Annotated in this window: 13 protein-coding genes and 1 tRNA gene; 10 read left to right on the top strand and 4 right to left on the bottom strand. The window is 69.0% G+C overall.

The genetic code is table 11. The features are described from left to right. The first annotated feature begins 311 nt into the window (after positions 1 to 311). The 6 genes from eno to PV396_RS38530 all read left to right on the top strand — a co-directional run bounded on the left by eno (position 312) and on the right by PV396_RS38530 (position 7,319). Positions 312 to 1,592 (top strand): phosphopyruvate hydratase, encoded by a 1,281-nt coding sequence (gene eno / locus PV396_RS38555; RefSeq protein WP_319212840.1) that lies wholly within the window; start codon positions 312 to 314, stop codon positions 1,590 to 1,592. Between the two features lie 205 nt (positions 1,593 to 1,797). Further along, a complete protein-coding gene (locus PV396_RS38550; protein ID WP_319212838.1) occupies positions 1,798 to 2,268 on the top strand; it encodes a septum formation initiator family protein in 471 nt (156 codons plus the stop codon). A gap of 52 nt (positions 2,269 to 2,320) precedes the next feature. After that, complete coding sequence (locus PV396_RS38545) at positions 2,321 to 2,839, top strand: DUF501 domain-containing protein (protein WP_319212836.1); 519 nt, start codon at positions 2,321 to 2,323, stop codon at positions 2,837 to 2,839. 162 nt (positions 2,840 to 3,001) lie between these two features. Then, a complete protein-coding gene (locus PV396_RS38540) occupies positions 3,002 to 3,943 on the top strand; it encodes a Ppx/GppA phosphatase family protein (protein WP_319212835.1) in 942 nt (313 codons plus the stop codon). A gap of 410 nt (positions 3,944 to 4,353) precedes the next feature. Further along, positions 4,354 to 5,742, top strand: coding sequence for an NAD(P)/FAD-dependent oxidoreductase (locus PV396_RS38535; protein ID WP_319212833.1), 1,389 nt, complete (start codon positions 4,354 to 4,356; stop codon positions 5,740 to 5,742). A gap of 278 nt (positions 5,743 to 6,020) precedes the next feature. Further along, positions 6,021 to 7,319 carry a cyclopropane-fatty-acyl-phospholipid synthase family protein gene (locus PV396_RS38530; protein ID WP_319212831.1) on the top strand — a complete coding sequence of 433 codons (1,299 nt, stop codon included), beginning with the start codon at positions 6,021 to 6,023 and terminating at the stop codon, positions 7,317 to 7,319. An 84-nt stretch (positions 7,320 to 7,403) separates the two neighbouring features. Here PV396_RS38530 and PV396_RS38525 read toward each other — a convergent pair whose 3' ends face one another. Together PV396_RS38525 and PV396_RS38520 are read right to left on the bottom strand one after the other, a co-directional pair. Next, positions 7,404 to 9,941: an ABC transporter permease gene (locus PV396_RS38525; RefSeq protein ID WP_319212829.1), complete on the bottom strand. Its 2,538-nt coding sequence runs from the start codon at positions 9,939 to 9,941 to the stop codon at positions 7,404 to 7,406. A 57-nt stretch (positions 9,942 to 9,998) separates the two neighbouring features. Beyond that, positions 9,999 to 10,778 (bottom strand): ABC transporter ATP-binding protein, encoded by a 780-nt coding sequence (locus tag PV396_RS38520; RefSeq protein WP_319212827.1) that lies wholly within the window; start codon positions 10,776 to 10,778, stop codon positions 9,999 to 10,001. Between the two features lie 423 nt (positions 10,779 to 11,201). Here PV396_RS38520 and PV396_RS38515 point away from each other — a divergent pair. From PV396_RS38515 to PV396_RS38505, 3 genes are all read left to right on the top strand, one after another. Continuing rightward, positions 11,202 to 11,285: transfer RNA gene (locus tag PV396_RS38515), tRNA-Leu, on the top strand. A 171-nt stretch (positions 11,286 to 11,456) separates the two neighbouring features. Continuing rightward, entirely contained in the window at positions 11,457 to 12,629 is a 1,173-nt protein-coding gene (locus tag PV396_RS38510) for a 4-hydroxybenzoate 3-monooxygenase (protein WP_319212824.1), read from the top strand. A 235-nt stretch (positions 12,630 to 12,864) separates the two neighbouring features. Then, complete coding sequence (locus tag PV396_RS38505) at positions 12,865 to 13,770, top strand: Bax inhibitor-1/YccA family protein (RefSeq protein ID WP_319212823.1); 906 nt, start codon at positions 12,865 to 12,867, stop codon at positions 13,768 to 13,770. Positions 13,771 to 13,882: 112 nt separating this feature from the next. Here PV396_RS38505 and PV396_RS38500 read toward each other — a convergent pair whose 3' ends face one another. Next, complete coding sequence (locus tag PV396_RS38500) at positions 13,883 to 14,113, bottom strand: DUF4287 domain-containing protein (RefSeq protein ID WP_053742046.1); 231 nt, start codon at positions 14,111 to 14,113, stop codon at positions 13,883 to 13,885. A gap of 104 nt (positions 14,114 to 14,217) precedes the next feature. On the opposite strand from PV396_RS38500, the gene PV396_RS38495 reads away from it, so the two are divergent. Beyond that, positions 14,218 to 14,529: a hypothetical protein gene (locus PV396_RS38495; protein WP_319212821.1), complete on the top strand. Its 312-nt coding sequence runs from the start codon at positions 14,218 to 14,220 to the stop codon at positions 14,527 to 14,529. 138 nt (positions 14,530 to 14,667) lie between these two features. Here PV396_RS38495 and PV396_RS38490 read toward each other — a convergent pair whose 3' ends face one another. Then, complete coding sequence (locus PV396_RS38490) at positions 14,668 to 15,456, bottom strand: hypothetical protein (RefSeq protein WP_319212850.1); 789 nt, start codon at positions 15,454 to 15,456, stop codon at positions 14,668 to 14,670. Between the last annotated feature and the right edge of the window lie 243 nt (positions 15,457 to 15,699).

Here is a 15,699-nt window from a genome sequence, read left to right as displayed (position 1 = left end):
AAAGGGTATGAACGCCGATGACCTTTAATGTAGTGGGTCGATCGGGCCCTCAGCCTTCGATTTAAAGGGACGTTTTACTAGGCCCGATCCACTACCCGTTCTCCCCCGTACGCACCGGGGCGGGGCTTTTTGTTCCCAGAGGGAACAATGTTTACCCTCGGTTCCGTCCATGTTCCGTCCACGGGGTGGTCGGACGGCTGGCCGATCCCCCGGAGCCGGTTAGGCTCATCATCGCGGAGCCGCCGCGGCCCCGTACCCGCGAGGCCCAGCAGCCCCGCGTACCCCGCGTCACATTCCATAAGGAGATGCTCGTGCCGTCCATCGACGTCGTCGTAGCCCGGGAAATCCTCGACTCGCGAGGCAACCCCACCGTCGAGGTCGAGGTCGGCCTCGATGACGGCAGCACCGGTCGTGCCGCCGTCCCGTCCGGCGCCTCCACCGGTGCCTTCGAGGCCATCGAGCTGCGCGACGGTGACCCCAACCGCTACCTCGGCAAGGGTGTCGAGAAGGCCGTCCTCGCCGTCATCGAGCAGATCGGCCCGGAGCTCGTCGGCTACGACGCCACCGAGCAGCGGCTGATCGACCAGGCCATGTTCGACCTGGACGCCACCGACAACAAGGGCTCCCTCGGCGCCAACGCCATCCTCGGTGTCTCGCTCGCCGTCGCCCACGCCGCGTCCGAGGCCAGCGACCTGCCCCTCTTCCGCTACCTCGGCGGCCCGAACGCGCACCTGCTGCCCGTTCCGATGATGAACATCCTCAACGGTGGCTCCCACGCGGACTCCAACGTCGACATCCAGGAGTTCATGATCGCCCCGATCGGCGCGGAGTCCTTCTCCGAGGCGCTGCGCTGGGGCGCGGAGATCTACCACACCCTCAAGAAGGTGCTGAAGACCAAGGGCCTGTCCACCGGTCTCGGCGACGAGGGCGGCTTCGCCCCGAACCTGGAGTCCAACCGCGCCGCGCTCGACCTCATCATCGAGGCCATCAAGCAGGCAGGTTACGTGCCCGGCGAGCAGATCGGCCTGGCGCTCGACGTCGCCGCGTCCGAGTTCTACAAGGACGGCAAGTACGAGTTCGAGGGCAAGTCCCGCACGGCCGCCGAGATGACCGAGTACTACGAGGAGCTCGTCTCCGCGTACCCGCTCATCTCCATCGAGGACCCGCTGTACGAGGACGACTGGGACGGCTGGAAGACCATCACCGGCAAGCTGGGCGACAAGGTCCAGATCGTCGGCGACGACCTCTTCGTCACCAACCCGGAGCGCCTCGCCCGTGGCATCGAGGAGGGCTCCGCGAACGCCCTGCTCGTCAAGGTCAACCAGATCGGCTCGCTGACCGAGACCCTGGACGCCGTCGAGCTGGCCCAGCGCAACGGCTTCAAGTGCATGATGTCCCACCGCTCCGGCGAGACCGAGGACGTCACCATCGCCGACCTCGCCGTCGCCGTGAACTGCGGCCAGATCAAGACCGGCGCCCCGGCCCGCTCGGACCGCGTCGCCAAGTACAACCAGCTCCTGCGCATCGAGGAGATCCTCGACGACGCGGCGGTGTACGCCGGCCGCAGCGCCTTCCCGCGCTTCAAGGGCTGAGCAGCCGTAGCGGCAGAGGCTTAGGCAGCGTCGTACGTACGTCCCCGTACGCGGTCCCGTACCGTGTGCGGGGGCGTACGCGCGTGTGAACGGGAGGCGGGGAACATGGCCGTACTGTGCCTTCCCGGGGGACAACCCCCGGACCCCCGGCCGAAAAGATCAGGCGCGCGAGTGTGACCGGCGCAGAGCTGCGAGGTGAGCATCAGTGACCAACCGGGACCGGTTCTCCACCGCGACCAGGATCAAAGCGCTCGGCGAGCAGACGGCGGCCCGCGTCTACCGTTCGCAGACCAAGCGCCAGGCCCGCCGCTCCCGCCTGACCGGCCGGGCGGCCCTGCTCGCCCTTGTCCTGTGCACGCTGGTCGTGGCCCTCGCCTACCCGATAAGGCAGTACGTCTCCCAGCGCGCCGACATCGCCGAGACGGAACGCGAACGCGACCAGGCCAGCCGGCGGGTCGAACAACTCCGCGACCTGAAGGCACGCTGGCAGGACGACGCGTACGCGGAACAGCAGATCCGGCAGCGGCTGCACTATGTGATGCCGGGCGAGACCGGTTACGTCGTGATCGACCCGGACGCGGCGAAGCAGTCGCGCGTCGACCTGGGCGCGGCCGACCGCCCCTGGTACGCGAACGTCTGGGACGGCGTGGACAAGGCCGACGCCGCCTACCGGTGAATCGGTCACTCAGCGGCCGATCAGTGAAGTGAACGGAACAGAAAAGACAGGTATGGACACGCCCCCGCCTTCCACCCCGCGCACCGAGCCGACCGACGCGGACGTCGAGGCCTTCAAGGAGCAGCTGGGCCGCCCCCCGCGCGGGCTGCGCGCCATCGCGCACCGGTGCCCCTGCGGGCAGCCGGACGTCGTCGAGACGGCTCCGCGGCTGCCGGACGGCACGCCCTTCCCCACGACGTACTACCTGACGTGCCCGCGCGCCAACTCGGCGATCGGCACGCTGGAGGCGAACGGCGTGATGAAGGAGATGACGGAACGGCTGGCGACGGACCCCGAGCTGGCCGCCTCGTACCGGGCCGCGCACGAGGACTACATCCGGCGCCGGGACGAGATCGAGGTGCTGAGCGGGTTTCCGAGCGCGGGTGGGATGCCGGACCGGGTGAAGTGCCTGCATGTGCTGGTGGCGCACTCCCTGGCCGCCGGGCCGGGGGTGAATCCCCTCGGCGACGAGGCGATCGCGATGCTGCCGGAGTGGTGGGCGAAGGGGACGTGCGTGGTGTCGGGGGAGTGAGTTTCGCCCCCGCCGCCCCTACCCGTCCCATCCCTTCCTGGGGGCTGCGCCCCCAGACCCCCCTTTCGCGCTGACGCGCTCGTCCTCAAACGCCGGACGGGCTGGAATGGACCGCTGAACGTGCTCGTCTGCAAGCGCCGGACGGGCTGGAATGGACTGACCATGACCCGTGTCGCCGCCATCGACTGCGGTACGAACTCGATCCGTCTCCTCGTCGCCGATGTCGACCCGGACAGCGGTGCGCTCGTCGACCTGGACCGGCGGATGACCATCGTCCGCCTCGGGCAGGGCGTCGACCGTACGGGGCGGCTGGCCCCCGAGGCGCTGGAGCGGACCTTCGCGGCGTGCCGGGAGTACGCCGGGATCATCAAGGAGCACGGCGCCGAGCGGCTGCGCTTCGTCGCGACCTCCGCCTCGCGGGACGCGGAGAACAGGGACGAGTTCGTACGAGGGGTTCTGGACATCCTGGGTGTCGAGCCCGAGGTCGCCTCGGGCGAGCAGGAGGCCGAGCTGTCCTTCACCGGCGCCACCAGGGAACTGGCGGGGCGCGACGACCTCGCCACGCCCTACCTCGTCGTGGACATCGGCGGCGGTTCGACCGAGTTCGTGGTCGGCGACGACCGGGTGCGCGGGGCGCGGTCCGTGGACATCGGATGCGTACGGATGACCGAGCGGCACCTGGTGCGGGACGGGGTGGTCCTGGACCCGCCGGGGGAGGAGCGGATCGCCGCTGTGCGGGCCGACATCGAGGCCGCCCTCGACCTGGCGGAGCAGACCGTGCCGCTGGGCGAGGCGCGCACGCTGGTGGGGCTCGCGGGGTCCGTCACGACGGTGTCGGCGATCGCGCAGAACCTGGCCGAGTACGACTCCGCGGCCATCCACCACTCCCGGGTCTCCTACGACCGCGTCCGCGAGATCACCGAGACCCTTCTGCGCTCCACGCACGCCGAACGCGCGGCGATCCCGTCGATGCATCCGGGGCGGGTCGACGTGATCGGCGCGGGGGCTCTGGTACTGCTTTCGATCATGGAACGGATCGGTGCTTCGGAGGTCGTCGTGAGCGAGCACGACATCCTCGACGGCATCGCTTTTTCGCTCGCGTGACCCTCGGCTGAGCAGGCCGTACAACGTATGAGCGCACTGGCGGGGGGTCTTTGCGGCCCCCTGGTGACGCCCCCTCGGGAAACTTCGTGAAGTTCTTCACAAGGAATTCGGTCCTGTTGGGCGACGAACATCGTCCGGAGGGCCATTTCGGGGGCTCACCTGGGGTGGGAGCCTGCTCGGGGGAGCGTTCCGGCGGTGATTCCAGGGGGTGTTGCAGGGGGCTGGTCCAGTCCCCCCGGCGGCCCGGAAGAGCAGTTCACGCGGCATTGACATCGGGGCGTACCGCCCTCTGGTCCCCCTCGCGGAGCACGGCCCCGGCGAAGCGAGTCGCGCAGTGTAACAGAGGGGGCACATAAGCTTGTGAAGGGGCGCACGAGCGACCCCCCTGGGCCGGGTACATACTCGATGGCATGAGCACCACGGAGCGTCCCAGGATCCTCGTAGTAGGCGGTGGGTACGTAGGCCTGTACGCAGCTCGGCGCATCCTCAAGAAGATGCGCTACGGCGAGGCGACCGTCACGGTCGTCGACCCCCGGTCGTACATGACCTACCAGCCCTTCCTCCCCGAAACCGCCGCCGGCAGCATTTCGCCGCGCCACGTCGTCGTACCGCTGCGACGTGTGCTGCCCAAGGCGGAAGTTCTCACCGGTCGGGTCACCACCATCGACCAGGACCGCAAGGTCGCTCGCGTAGCCCCCCTCGTGGGTGAGGCGTACGAGCTGCCTTTCGACTACCTCGTCATCGCCATGGGCGCGGTCTCCCGCACCTTCCCGATCCCCGGCCTCGCCGAGCAGGGCATCGGTATGAAGGGCATCGAGGAGGCCATCGGCCTGCGCAACCACGTCCTCGAGCAGCTGGACAAGGCCGACTCGACGACCGACGAGGAGATCCGCCGCAAGGCGCTCACCTTCGTCTTCGTCGGCGGTGGCTTCGCGGGTGCGGAGACCATCGGTGAGGTCGAGGACATGGCGCGCGACGCGGCGAAGTACTACACCAGCGTGTCCCGTGAGGACATGCGGTTCGTTCTCGTCGACGCCGCCGACAAGATCCTTCCCGAGGTCGGCCCGAAGCTGGGCCAGTACGGCAAGGAGCACCTCGAGAGCCGCGGGGTCGAGATCTACCTCTCGACGTCCATGGACTCGTGTGTCGACGGCCATGTCGTTCTGAAGAACGGCCTCGAGGTCGACTCCAACACCGTGGTGTGGACCGCGGGCGTCAAGCCCAACCCGGTCCTGTCGCGGTTCGGCCTGCCGCTGGGCCCGCGCGGTCACGTGGACGCGCAGCCGACCCTCCAGGTCACGGGTACGGACTACATCTGGGCCGCTGGCGACAACGCCCAGGTGCCGGACGTGGCCGCCCGCAAGGCCGGCGTGGAGAACGCCTGGTGCCCGCCGAACGCGCAGCACGCGCTGCGTCAGGCGAAGGTCCTCGGCGACAACGTGGTCTCCGGTATGCGGGGCTTCCCGCAGAAGGAGTACTCGCACTCCAACAAGGGCGCTGTCGCGGGTCTCGGCCTGCACAAGGGCGTCGCGATGATCGTCATGGGCAAGATCAAGATCAAGCTCAAGGGCCGTCTCGCGTGGTACATGCACCGTGGCTACCACGGGCTCGCGATGCCGACGTGGAACCGGAAGATCCGGGTGTTCGCGGACTGGACGCTCGCGATGTTCCTGAAGCGTGAGGTTGTCGCGCTCGGCGCGCTGGAGACTCCTCGTGAGGAGTTCTACGAGGCTGCCAAGCCGGCGCCGGTCGCCGCGGCGAAGAAGGTCGAGGAGAAGACCGAGGCCAAGGCCTCCTGAGCTCCGCCTGCACGTCCTGACCTCCGGTCAGTGAGAGATATCCCTGAAGGGGCTGCCCGCCATCCGTGGTGCGGGTGGCCCCTTCAGGGGTTTTTTCGCCCCCGCCGCCCCTACCCGTCCCATCCCTTCCTGGGGGCTGCGCCCCCAGACCCCCCTACGGCCCTGAACGGGCCTTGTCCTCAAACGCCGGACGGGCTGAAAAAAAGGGCGAGTCCGAGCTGTTGGTGTTTCTGTGGGTGTTGGACATTCCCGGTTGTGTCGTAACGGAGGTGTGCGCCATGCCCGAAGCCGCGTCGCGGCTGCAGAGCTTCGCCGAACAGTTGTTGGGGGTTCCGCTCCCGATGCGCATCCGCGCCTGGGACGGTTCGCAGGCCGGGCCGCCGGGCGCCCCCACGCTGGTCATCCGCAACCGTCGCGCCCTGCGCCGACTGCTGTGGAAACCCGGCGAGCTGGGGCTTGCCCGGGCCTGGGTCGCCGGTGACCTGGACATCGAGGGGGACTTCTACGCCGCCCTCGACCTGCTGTCCGGGCTGGTCTGGGAACGCGGCGAGGACGCCCGGAGCCTCGCCGAGACCCTGCGCGAACCCGGGGCGCGGGCCGCGGTGGGCGGGCTCGTGAAGATGGCCGGGCTCCCTGTTCCCCCCTCCCCGCCCCGCGAGGAGGTGCCACGCCTGCGACGGCGCCGGCACACCAGAGGCACCGACAAACGTGCCGTCAGCCACCACTACGACGTCGGCAACGACTTCTACGGACTCGTCCTCGGCCCGTCCATGGTGTACTCCTGCGCCTACTGGGAGACCCCGGACGGCACCACCACCCTCGAGGACGCCCAGCGCGACAAGCTCGACCTCATCTGCCGCAAGCTCGCCCTGACGCCCGGCCTGCGCCTCCTCGACGTCGGCTGCGGCTGGGGCTCCCTCGCCGTCCACGCCGCCCGGGAGTACGGCGTACAGGTGGTCGGTGTCACGCTCTCGCAGGAGCAGGCCGCGTACGCCCGTAAGCGCGTCGCGGACGAGGGGCTCACCGACCGGGTCGAGATCCGGGTGGAGGACTACCGGGACGTCTCCGACGGACCCTTCGACGCCGTCTCCTCCGTGGGCATGGCCGAGCATGTGGGGAGCGAGCAGTACCTGGCGTACGCGCGTGAGCTGTACGCCCTGCTCAAGCCGGGCGGGCGGCTGCTCAATCACCAGATCGCCCGTCGGCCGCAGTCGGACGAGGACGCGTACAGCCTCGACGGGTTCATCGACGCGTACGTCTTCCCGGACGGCGAACTCGCACCCGTCGGCACCACCGTCACCCAGCTCGAGCGGGCCGGGTTCGAGGTGCGTGACGTCGAGTCGATCCGGGAGCACTACGCGCTGACCCTGCGGCAGTGGGTGACCGGTCTGGAGGCCGACTGGGCGCGGGCCCAGCAGCTCGCCGGCCCGGGGCGCGCCCGCGTCTGGCGGCTGTACATGGCCGCCTCCGCCCTCGCCTTCGAACACAACCGCCTCGGCGTCAACCAGGTCCTCGCCGTGCGGACCTCCGGGTCGGGCGCCTCCGGGATGCCTCTGCGCTCCCGTGCCTGGAACTGAGGGCAGGGAGGGAGAAGGCAGTTGGGCCCCGCTGCTCGTCAGCGGGGCCCAACTGCCGTATCTCCTGATCGCCTGAGGCCGTGCCTACTCCGCCTTGATCGCCGTCAGCATGTTCAGGCGGGCCGCGCGGCGGGCAGGCCACAGGGCCGCCAGGACGCCCACCGTGGCGGCGAGGAGCAGGAAGAGCGCCATCCTGGCCCAGGGCAGGACGAGTTCGTACGTCGGCAGGCTCGTGCCCATCAGTTCGCCGGCCGCCCAGCCGAAGAACACGCCCAGGCCGATGCCCAGGACACCGCCGAAGAGGGAGATGACCAGGGACTCCAGGCGGACCATCCGCTTGATGCCCTTGCGGTCGAGACCGATCGCGCGGAGCATGCCGATCTCCTGGGAGCGTTCGAAGACCGACATGGCCAGGGTGTTGATGACCCCGAGGACCGCGACCAGGATCGCCATGGCCAGCAGGCCGTAGAGCATGTTCAGCATCAGCGTCAGATCCTGCGCGGTCTCGTTGGAGACGTCCTTCTTGTCCTGGATCTTGATCGCCGGGTTGGAGCCCAGTGCCTTCTCCAGCCTGTCCTTCGTCGCGCCCGTCGCACCGCCCGACGTCTTCACCATGATCTGCGCGTCCGACAGGCGGTCCGCGTCGGTCCCGTGCGCGGCGATCAGGGTGTTGTCGAGAATGATGCCGTAGAACATCTCGTTGCTCTGGTACACGCCCGACACCGTCAGCTGCTGCTTCCGGCCGTCCTGGTAGCCGGCGGTGAAGGTCGAACCGGCCTTCCAGTTGCGGTACTTGGCCGTCCTTTCGTCGACGACCACCTGTGCGCCGCCGACCTTGAACGTGCCCTCGTCGACGGGCAGCCTCGTCAGCTCGCCGATCGTGCTGCCGGTGACGCCGGTCACCGACTCCGTCGTACGGTCGATGCGTACGGACGCGCGGCGCGTGGAGCTGAGGGCGGTCACCCCGGGCGTCTTCGCCAGTGTCCGGGCGACGTCGGGGGAGAGGTCGTTGCCGTTGGCCAGCTTGACGACGTAGTCGGCCCTGATCGCGGACGTGGCCATCTTGTCGATCGACTTCTGCAGGCTGCCCGCCATCACCGTCATCCCGGTGATGAGCGTGAGCCCGATCATCAGCGCGGAGGCCGTGGCCGCCGTACGACGGGGGTTGCGGACCGAGTTCTGGCGGGCCAGTTTCCCGGCGACACCGAACACGCGCATGAGCGGCGCGGCGGCGGCGATCAGCGGGCGGGACAGCAGCGGGGTGAGGATGAAGACGCCGATGATGAGCAGTCCCGCGCCGATGCCCATGGGGGCCTGACCGTCCGAGCCGCTCATCGTCGTGGCCGCGAGGACCACGGCGACACCCGCGCCCGAGAACAGCGCGCCGAGCGTGTTGCGCAGCACCAGAGACTTGGTCGTCGCCGTCGCGTGGACGCTGCTCATCGCGGCGACCGGCGGAATCTTCGCGGCACGGCGGCCGGGGAGCCAGGCCGCCAGCATGGTGATCAGGATGCCGACGGCGAGGGCTGCGCCGACCGTGCCCGGTGTGACGATCAGCGGTCCGTCGGGCACGGTCGCGCCGAGCGTGCCCAGCAGGGCCTTCAGCCCGGCCCCGATGCCGATGCCCGCGACCAGCCCGGTCACCGCCGCCACCGCGCCGACCACGAACGCCTCGATCAGCACCGACCTTGTGACCTGCCGACGCGAGGCGCCGACCGCCCGCATCAGCGCGAGTTCCTTGGTGCGCTGGGCGACCAGCATGGTGAAGGTGTTGGCGATGATGAACGTACCGACGAACAGCGCGATACCGGCGAAGACCAGCAGGCCCTGCTTCAGGCCGCTCATCGACGCGGCGATGATCTCCGCCTGGTCGCCGGCGAGCTGTGCGCGGGTCGTGGTCTCGACGGTGTCCCGCGGCAGGGCCTTGTCGAGGGCCGCCTTGAGCGCGCTCTGGCTCGTGCCGGCCGCCGCCTTGACGTCGATCTCGTCGTACGTGCCCTGCTTGCCGAACAGCTTCTGCGCGGTCGCCGTGTCGAAGAGGGCGAGGCTGCCGCCCGCCGTCACGTTGCCGTCGTCCGTGGTGAAGATGCCGGAGACGGTGGGGGAGAGCACCGGGCCGTCCACCGACAGGCGCACGGTGTCGCCGACCTTGTAGCCGGCCCGCTCGGCGGTCCTCGCGTCCAGGGCGACCTGTCCGGCGCCCTTGGGCGCGACGCCGTCCTTCAGCGGGTACCGGGCGTCCTTGGTGCCCCAGTAGTTCCCGCCCTGTGACTGGAAACCGCCCCCGACGAGCTTGCCGTCCTTGTCGGCGATGGCGGTGAAGCCGGTCACGACCCCGATGGCGGAGGCGGCGCCCGGTACCTTCGCGCTCCGGTCGAGCAGGGCCTGCGTCAGCTCCGGGGTCTTGCCGATCTTGTCGCCCACATCCTCCTGGTAGCCCGGCTGCACGGCGACGTCGACCTGGTCGAAGCCCTTGGCGGAGCTGTTCTGGAGGGCGTTCGAGAGGGTGTTGGTGAAGACGAGGGTCCCGGACACGAACGCCACGCCTAGCATCACGGCGAGCACGGTCATCAGAAGCCTGGCCTTGTGCGCGAGTACGTTGCGCAGGGCGGTACGGAACATGGGTTCGTCTCAGTCCATCGAGGTCGTTGGCGTAGGGGCGTAGGGGCGTAGGGGCTGTCAGCTGGTGCGGACTGCCCGCGTGTCCAGCCGCTTCATGCGGTCCAGGACGCCGTCCGCCGTCGGACCGTGCAGCTCGTCCACGATCCGGCCGTCCGCGAGGAACACCACCCGGTCCGCGTACGCCGCCGCCACCGGGTCGTGGGTGACCATCACGACCGTCTGCCCCAGTTCCCGTACGGAGTTGCGCAGGAAGCCCAGTACCTCGGCGCCCGCGCGGGAGTCGAGGTTCCCGGTCGGCTCGTCGCCGAAGATGATGTCGGGGCGGGAGGCCAGCGCCCGGGCCACGGCGACGCGCTGCTGCTGGCCGCCGGAGAGCTGGGAGGGACGGTGGCGGAGCCGGTCGGCGAGGCCGATCATCGAGATCACCGAATCCAGCCACTCCTTGTCGGGTTTGCGGCCCGCGATGTCCATCGGGAGGGTGATGTTCTCGAGGGCCGTCAGCGTCGGCAGCAGGTTGAAGGCCTGGAAGATGAAGCCGATCTTGTCCCGGCGCAACTTGGTGAGCTGCTTGTCCTTGAGGGAGCCCAGCTCGGTGTCGCCGATGCGCACGGAGCCGGACGAGAAGGAGTCGAGGCCCGCCACGCAGTGCATGAGCGTGGACTTGCCGGAGCCGGACGGGCCCATGATCGCGGTGAACTCGGCCTGCCGGAAGTCCACGGACACCCGGTCGAGGGCGACGACCTGCGTCTCGCCCTGCCCGTAGACCTTGGACAGTTCCGTGGCACGGGCGGCCACCGAGGTGGTGGTCCGGTCGGCGAGGGGGGTGCTGGCGGTCACGGGCGGGCTCCTGTCGGGAGGGTGGGCGCGGCGATGGGTTCGAGGCGAAGCTCGTCAACCACGTGAACCATCGTCAGGGCCGGGGGCCGCTGTGTAGTCAGCCGTAGTTCTGGTTCCGAAGGCAGACTCGGGAGGGACCCGACGGGCCCGTGTCATACCTGGGGATGACGGCTGTCCCCCAGAGCCCCCGCACGGGGAAATGGCAAGAACAGGTGGAGCCCCCTTGTTCGGACGGTGAAATTCCGTCATTCCGCATGCGCGCCGGGCTGCCTCGCGAAAGGCTATTGGCAAGTGCGGATGGCTCGTTCCAGGTGCTGATGCACCCTCAGAAGTCAATAAAATAAGACAACATCGGGGCCCTCACCCGCAGTTCGGGTGGGGCGTCCCGATAGGCTCGGAACCTCGATGCGGAGCCCAGGGCCTGCCCGGATGGTGGAATGCAGACACGGCGAGCTTAAACCTCGCTGCCCCTTCGCGGGCGTGCCGGTTCAAGTCCGGCTCCGGGCACTTTCGACTGCAGTTTGCCGGATTTGTCGGTGCTGCCTTCATTGAGGTCTTCACCACGGAACCGTTGACAGCGGGCGTGTGCGGTCAGAGACTCTTCGTAGGTGCTTCGTGAAGAAAATTTCACTGCACGAACAATTCCCGCTGGACCTGACCGCGTGAAGGGAACGACCGATGCGTACCACCGTCGGCATCATCGGAGCCGGCCCCGCCGGGCTCCTGCTCGCCCGGCTGCTGCACAACGCCGGTATCGACTCGGTCGTCCTGGAGAGCCGTGACCGACAGTACGTGGAGCAGCGGCAGCGGGCCGGGATCCTGGAGCAGGGAACCGTCGACGTGCTGCGCGAGGCCGGAGCCGGCGCGCGCATGGACCGGGAGGGCCTGCGCCACGACGGCATCGAGCTGCGCTACGACAAGAAGCGCCACCGCGTCGACTTCCCCGCCCTCACCGGCGGCCGGTCCGTGATGGTGTACGCGCAGACCGAGGTCTGCAAGGACCTCATCGCCCTCCAGCTGGCCGAGGGCGGCCCGCTGCTCTTCGAGGCGGAGGCGCTAGCGGTGGAGGGTGCCGACAGCGACAGCCCGCGTGTGCGGTTCCGGCACGAGGGGCGCGAGGACGTCCTGGAGTGCGATTACGTCGTCGGGTGCGACGGCTTCTGGGGAGTGGCCCGTACGGCGATCCCCGCCGAACTCACCCGGGTCTTCGAACGGTCGTACCCCTTCGGCTGGCTCGGCATCCTCGCCGACGTACCGCCCTCGCACGACGAGCTGGTCTACGCCCGCCACGACCGCGGCTTCGCCCTGCTGTCCATGCGCTCCCCCTCCGTCTCCCGTCTCTACCTCCAGGTGCCGGACGGCACCGACGCCGACGCGTGGAGCGACGAGGAGATCTGGGACGAGCTGGAGCGGCGCTTCGAGACCGCCGACGGCTGGAAGCTCGACCGGGGGCCCATCACCCAGAAGTCCGTCACCCCGATGCGCAGCTACGTCCACGAGCCGATGCGGTACGGCCGGCTGTTCCTGGCCGGCGACGCCGCGCACATCGTGCCGCCCACCGGCGCCAAGGGACTCAACCTCGCCGTCGGCGACGTCGTGACGTTCGCACGCGCACTGACACACCAGAAGGAGACGGGGTCGGCCGAACTGCTCGACGCCTACTCCGAGACCTGTCTGCGCCGGGTCTGGCAGGCGGAGCGGTTCTCGTACGACATGACGACCCTCCTCCACCGGACACCGGACGCCACCCCCTTCGAGGACCGGCTCCAGCTGGCCCGGCTGGAACGGATCGCCGGAGCCCGTTCGGCGGAGACCGACCTCGCCGAGGGGTACACGGGCTTCCCCCTGTGACGAGCGCGGCGGAGAACGCTGTGGGCGACCGGGACGGTCGCTGATCAGCGGGTGGTCTCGGCTTCGTACCGGGTTGGTCATGGTCCCGGGCCTCCATAGCCGGGAATCAGGGGGGCGCGTAGCGTGTTCGCGACAGGGACAAGGGAAAGATCCTCCCCAAGCACTAGGGTCAATCCTTTGCCCACCCATTACTCTTGAGCCCAAGGCCCACACACGGTGGCCATGGAGGAGTGAAATGAGGAGCAGCAACCCGGTCTTCTCGCGACGGGGGTTCAGCCGCGACAACGGCTACGCGGGCTTCAACACCGCGCCGCAGGCCGGGGGAGCAGCTGTCGGTACGCAGCCGGGCAACCCGTATGCGGACCCGCACGCCCAGCAGGGCGGCAACCCGTACGCGACCAACCCCTACGCGCAGCAGGACGTTCAGCACGGCGCACCGCAGGCCCCGGTCTCCACCGGCCGGATGACGATGGACGACGTCGTCATGCGGACGGCCACCACGCTCGGTGTGCTGGTCGTCACGGCGGCCCTCGCCTGGGCGCTGCTGCCCGTGGACGACGCGAACATCAGCAAGTCCTACGGCATCGCCATCGGCGCCGGTCTCGTCGCGATGGTCCTGGGCCTGGTCCAGTCGTTCAAGCGCAAGGCCTCGCCCGCGCTGATCGTGACGTACGCGGCGCTCGAGGGTGTCTTCCTCGGTGTCGTCTCCAGCGTCGTCGACAACCGCATCGCGAGCGGTGCGGCCATGCAGGCCGTGATCGGCACGATGGCGGTCTTCACCGCCGTACTCGTGGCGTACAAGGCGGGCTGGATCCGCGTCAACCGCCGCTTCTACGGCTTCGTGATGGCGGCGGCGCTCGGCTTCGTGCTGCTGATGGCCGTGAACCTGCTGTTCGCGGTGTTCGGCGGCGGTGACGGCCTCGGCTTCCGCAGCGGCGGCCTCGGCATCGTGTTCGGCATCATCGGCATCCTGCTCGGTGCGTGCTTCCTCGCCCTCGACTTCAAGCAGGTCGAGGACGGCATCGCCTACGGCGCGCCGCGCGAGGAGGCCTGGCTCGCCGCCTTCGGTCTGACGATGACGCTGGTCTGGATCTACCTGGAGTTCCTGCGGCTGATCGCCATCCTGCAGGGCAACGACTAGTACGCCAGGCAGTAGCCGGCGGTAAGCAGTGGTACCAGAAGGGCCCCGGGTTCGTCCCGGGGCCCTTCGTCGTGGTGTCGGTGCGCTTCTCGGTCCTGGGAGAGCGGTGCTCTCAGAGGAGCTTGCGCGCGGCCCTCCTCAGGTCGTACTCGTGAATGATCGCCTTGGCGTGTCCGTACGCGAGATTGTGCTCGTGCCGGAGCCAGCTGACCTTCTCCTCGAAGCGGAAGAGGGAGGGGCCTTCGTCGACGGTGCGCAACCAGTCGGACACTTCACGACCGGTGCATTGGGGGATGCGGGCGAGCATGTTGCGGTGGGTCTCCTCGGAGAGGACGTGGGACATCGGCGCCTCCGGACGCAAAGGGGATGTAAGCCGGTCCTTCACGCCACGGTGCCTGAGGGTTGGGGCGTTGGCAACAGTCCGGTTGCGACGCGTAGTCTCGCGGCGTGCTGGATACCTCGCCTTTGACGCTTGCAGTGGATCACTTTGCCGACCGGTTGCGGGCGGCGCCGCAGAGCCGACTGCAGAGGGGGGCGGCGGCGGAGGCGCTGGGGCTGGCCAGGGAGTTGGCGCGGCGGGCGCAGTTGCTGGAGTCGCCGGGGGAGGAGCCTCGGGTGATGCCTGATGTGGGGATGTTCGCGGCGGCGGATCAGGTGACTCTTGCTTCGCGGGATCTGGCGTTGGTCTTGCGGGGGGAGGGGGAGTTGGCTTCGGCGTTGGCTCTTGTGGCGGAGGCTCAGCGGCGGGCCGGGGTTTGAGGGGTGCGTTTTCGGCTGTCAGGCCGGTGGGGGCTTGTCGTGCAGTCCCCGCGCCCCTGAAAGACCGGCTGGTTCCCGCGCCGCCAACCTGAAAGGCCGGCCGGTCCCCCCGTGCTCCTGAAAGACGGGGCTCTGCCACTACAGGGACGCTATGACCCTGTCCGCCAGTACGTACACCGTTTCCTCGCCGCATTCGAAGGTCAGGGAGTAGGCGCCGGAGATGCCAGAGCCGCCCAGGAGGACCGGGGCCGCGCCCGAGCGCAGGGCCGCGGAGAGACGTTCCGCCGTCTCGCGGTGGCCCGGGGTCATGCAGAGGGTCGTACCGTCCGTGAAGACGTAGACGTCGAGGGTGCCCAGGGGGCCGGGGCGGACGTCCGCCAGGGCGGTACGGGAGTCGGCGAGGTCCTCGAGGCAGGCGACCGTGCGTTCGTGGTCGTTCACGACGGGCGACTGGGCCGGTACGAAGTCGGGGTGCGAGGGGTGCCGGCGACGGGCGGCGGCCAGTTCGGCGGACTCCCCGGTGAACTCGTCGACGTCGGTGCTGGGCTCGGTCACCGGCTCCAGGGACTCCAGGCCCGCGAAGTCCGCCGGGCGCGGCAGGAACAGTTCGCTGTCCGGGAGGCCGAGCAGGGAGGGGGCGTCAGCGGCGTCACGTGCCTCCTGGGCGGCCCAGAAGGCGCGCGCCTCGGCAAGCTCCCGCTCCCGCTCCTCGGCGAGCGCCTCGGCCACCGCAGCGCGTATCTCGGCGGTGTCCGAGTGGGTGCGGGCCTGCGGTACGAGATGGTGCGCGCCGACGGCGAGACTCTGGGCGGCGAGCTCCGCGTGCAGGGCCGTGATCTGTCGACGCAGCCCCAGCAGGGTGCGCAGAACGGCGACGCCCACGGCCGTGGTGATGGTGGCTGTGGCGAGCAGCAGAGCAAGAGGCATAGCGCTCACTGACGTACTCCCGGTTCAAAGTCGACCCCCGACTTCCTACATCAGCTTGAAGGGTGGACTAACCACCTGTCAGTGCGTAACGTCACGAAACGGACAGGACTTTGGGCCTGTGGTTTAGGGTCGAACATGTTGTGACCTGCGCAAATACCCCGTCGGAGCGAGATAGGTCACATCCTGGGCGAGATTGGATCACAAAACGGCCCGGAACCCCGGTGGTTGAAGGGTTCCAGGCCG

It is taken from the genome of Streptomyces sp. ME02-8801-2C (assembly GCF_033793965.1).
Lineage (GTDB): Bacteria > Actinomycetota > Actinomycetes > Streptomycetales > Streptomycetaceae > Streptomyces.
This window is presented reverse-complemented; position numbering and strand designations above follow the sequence as displayed.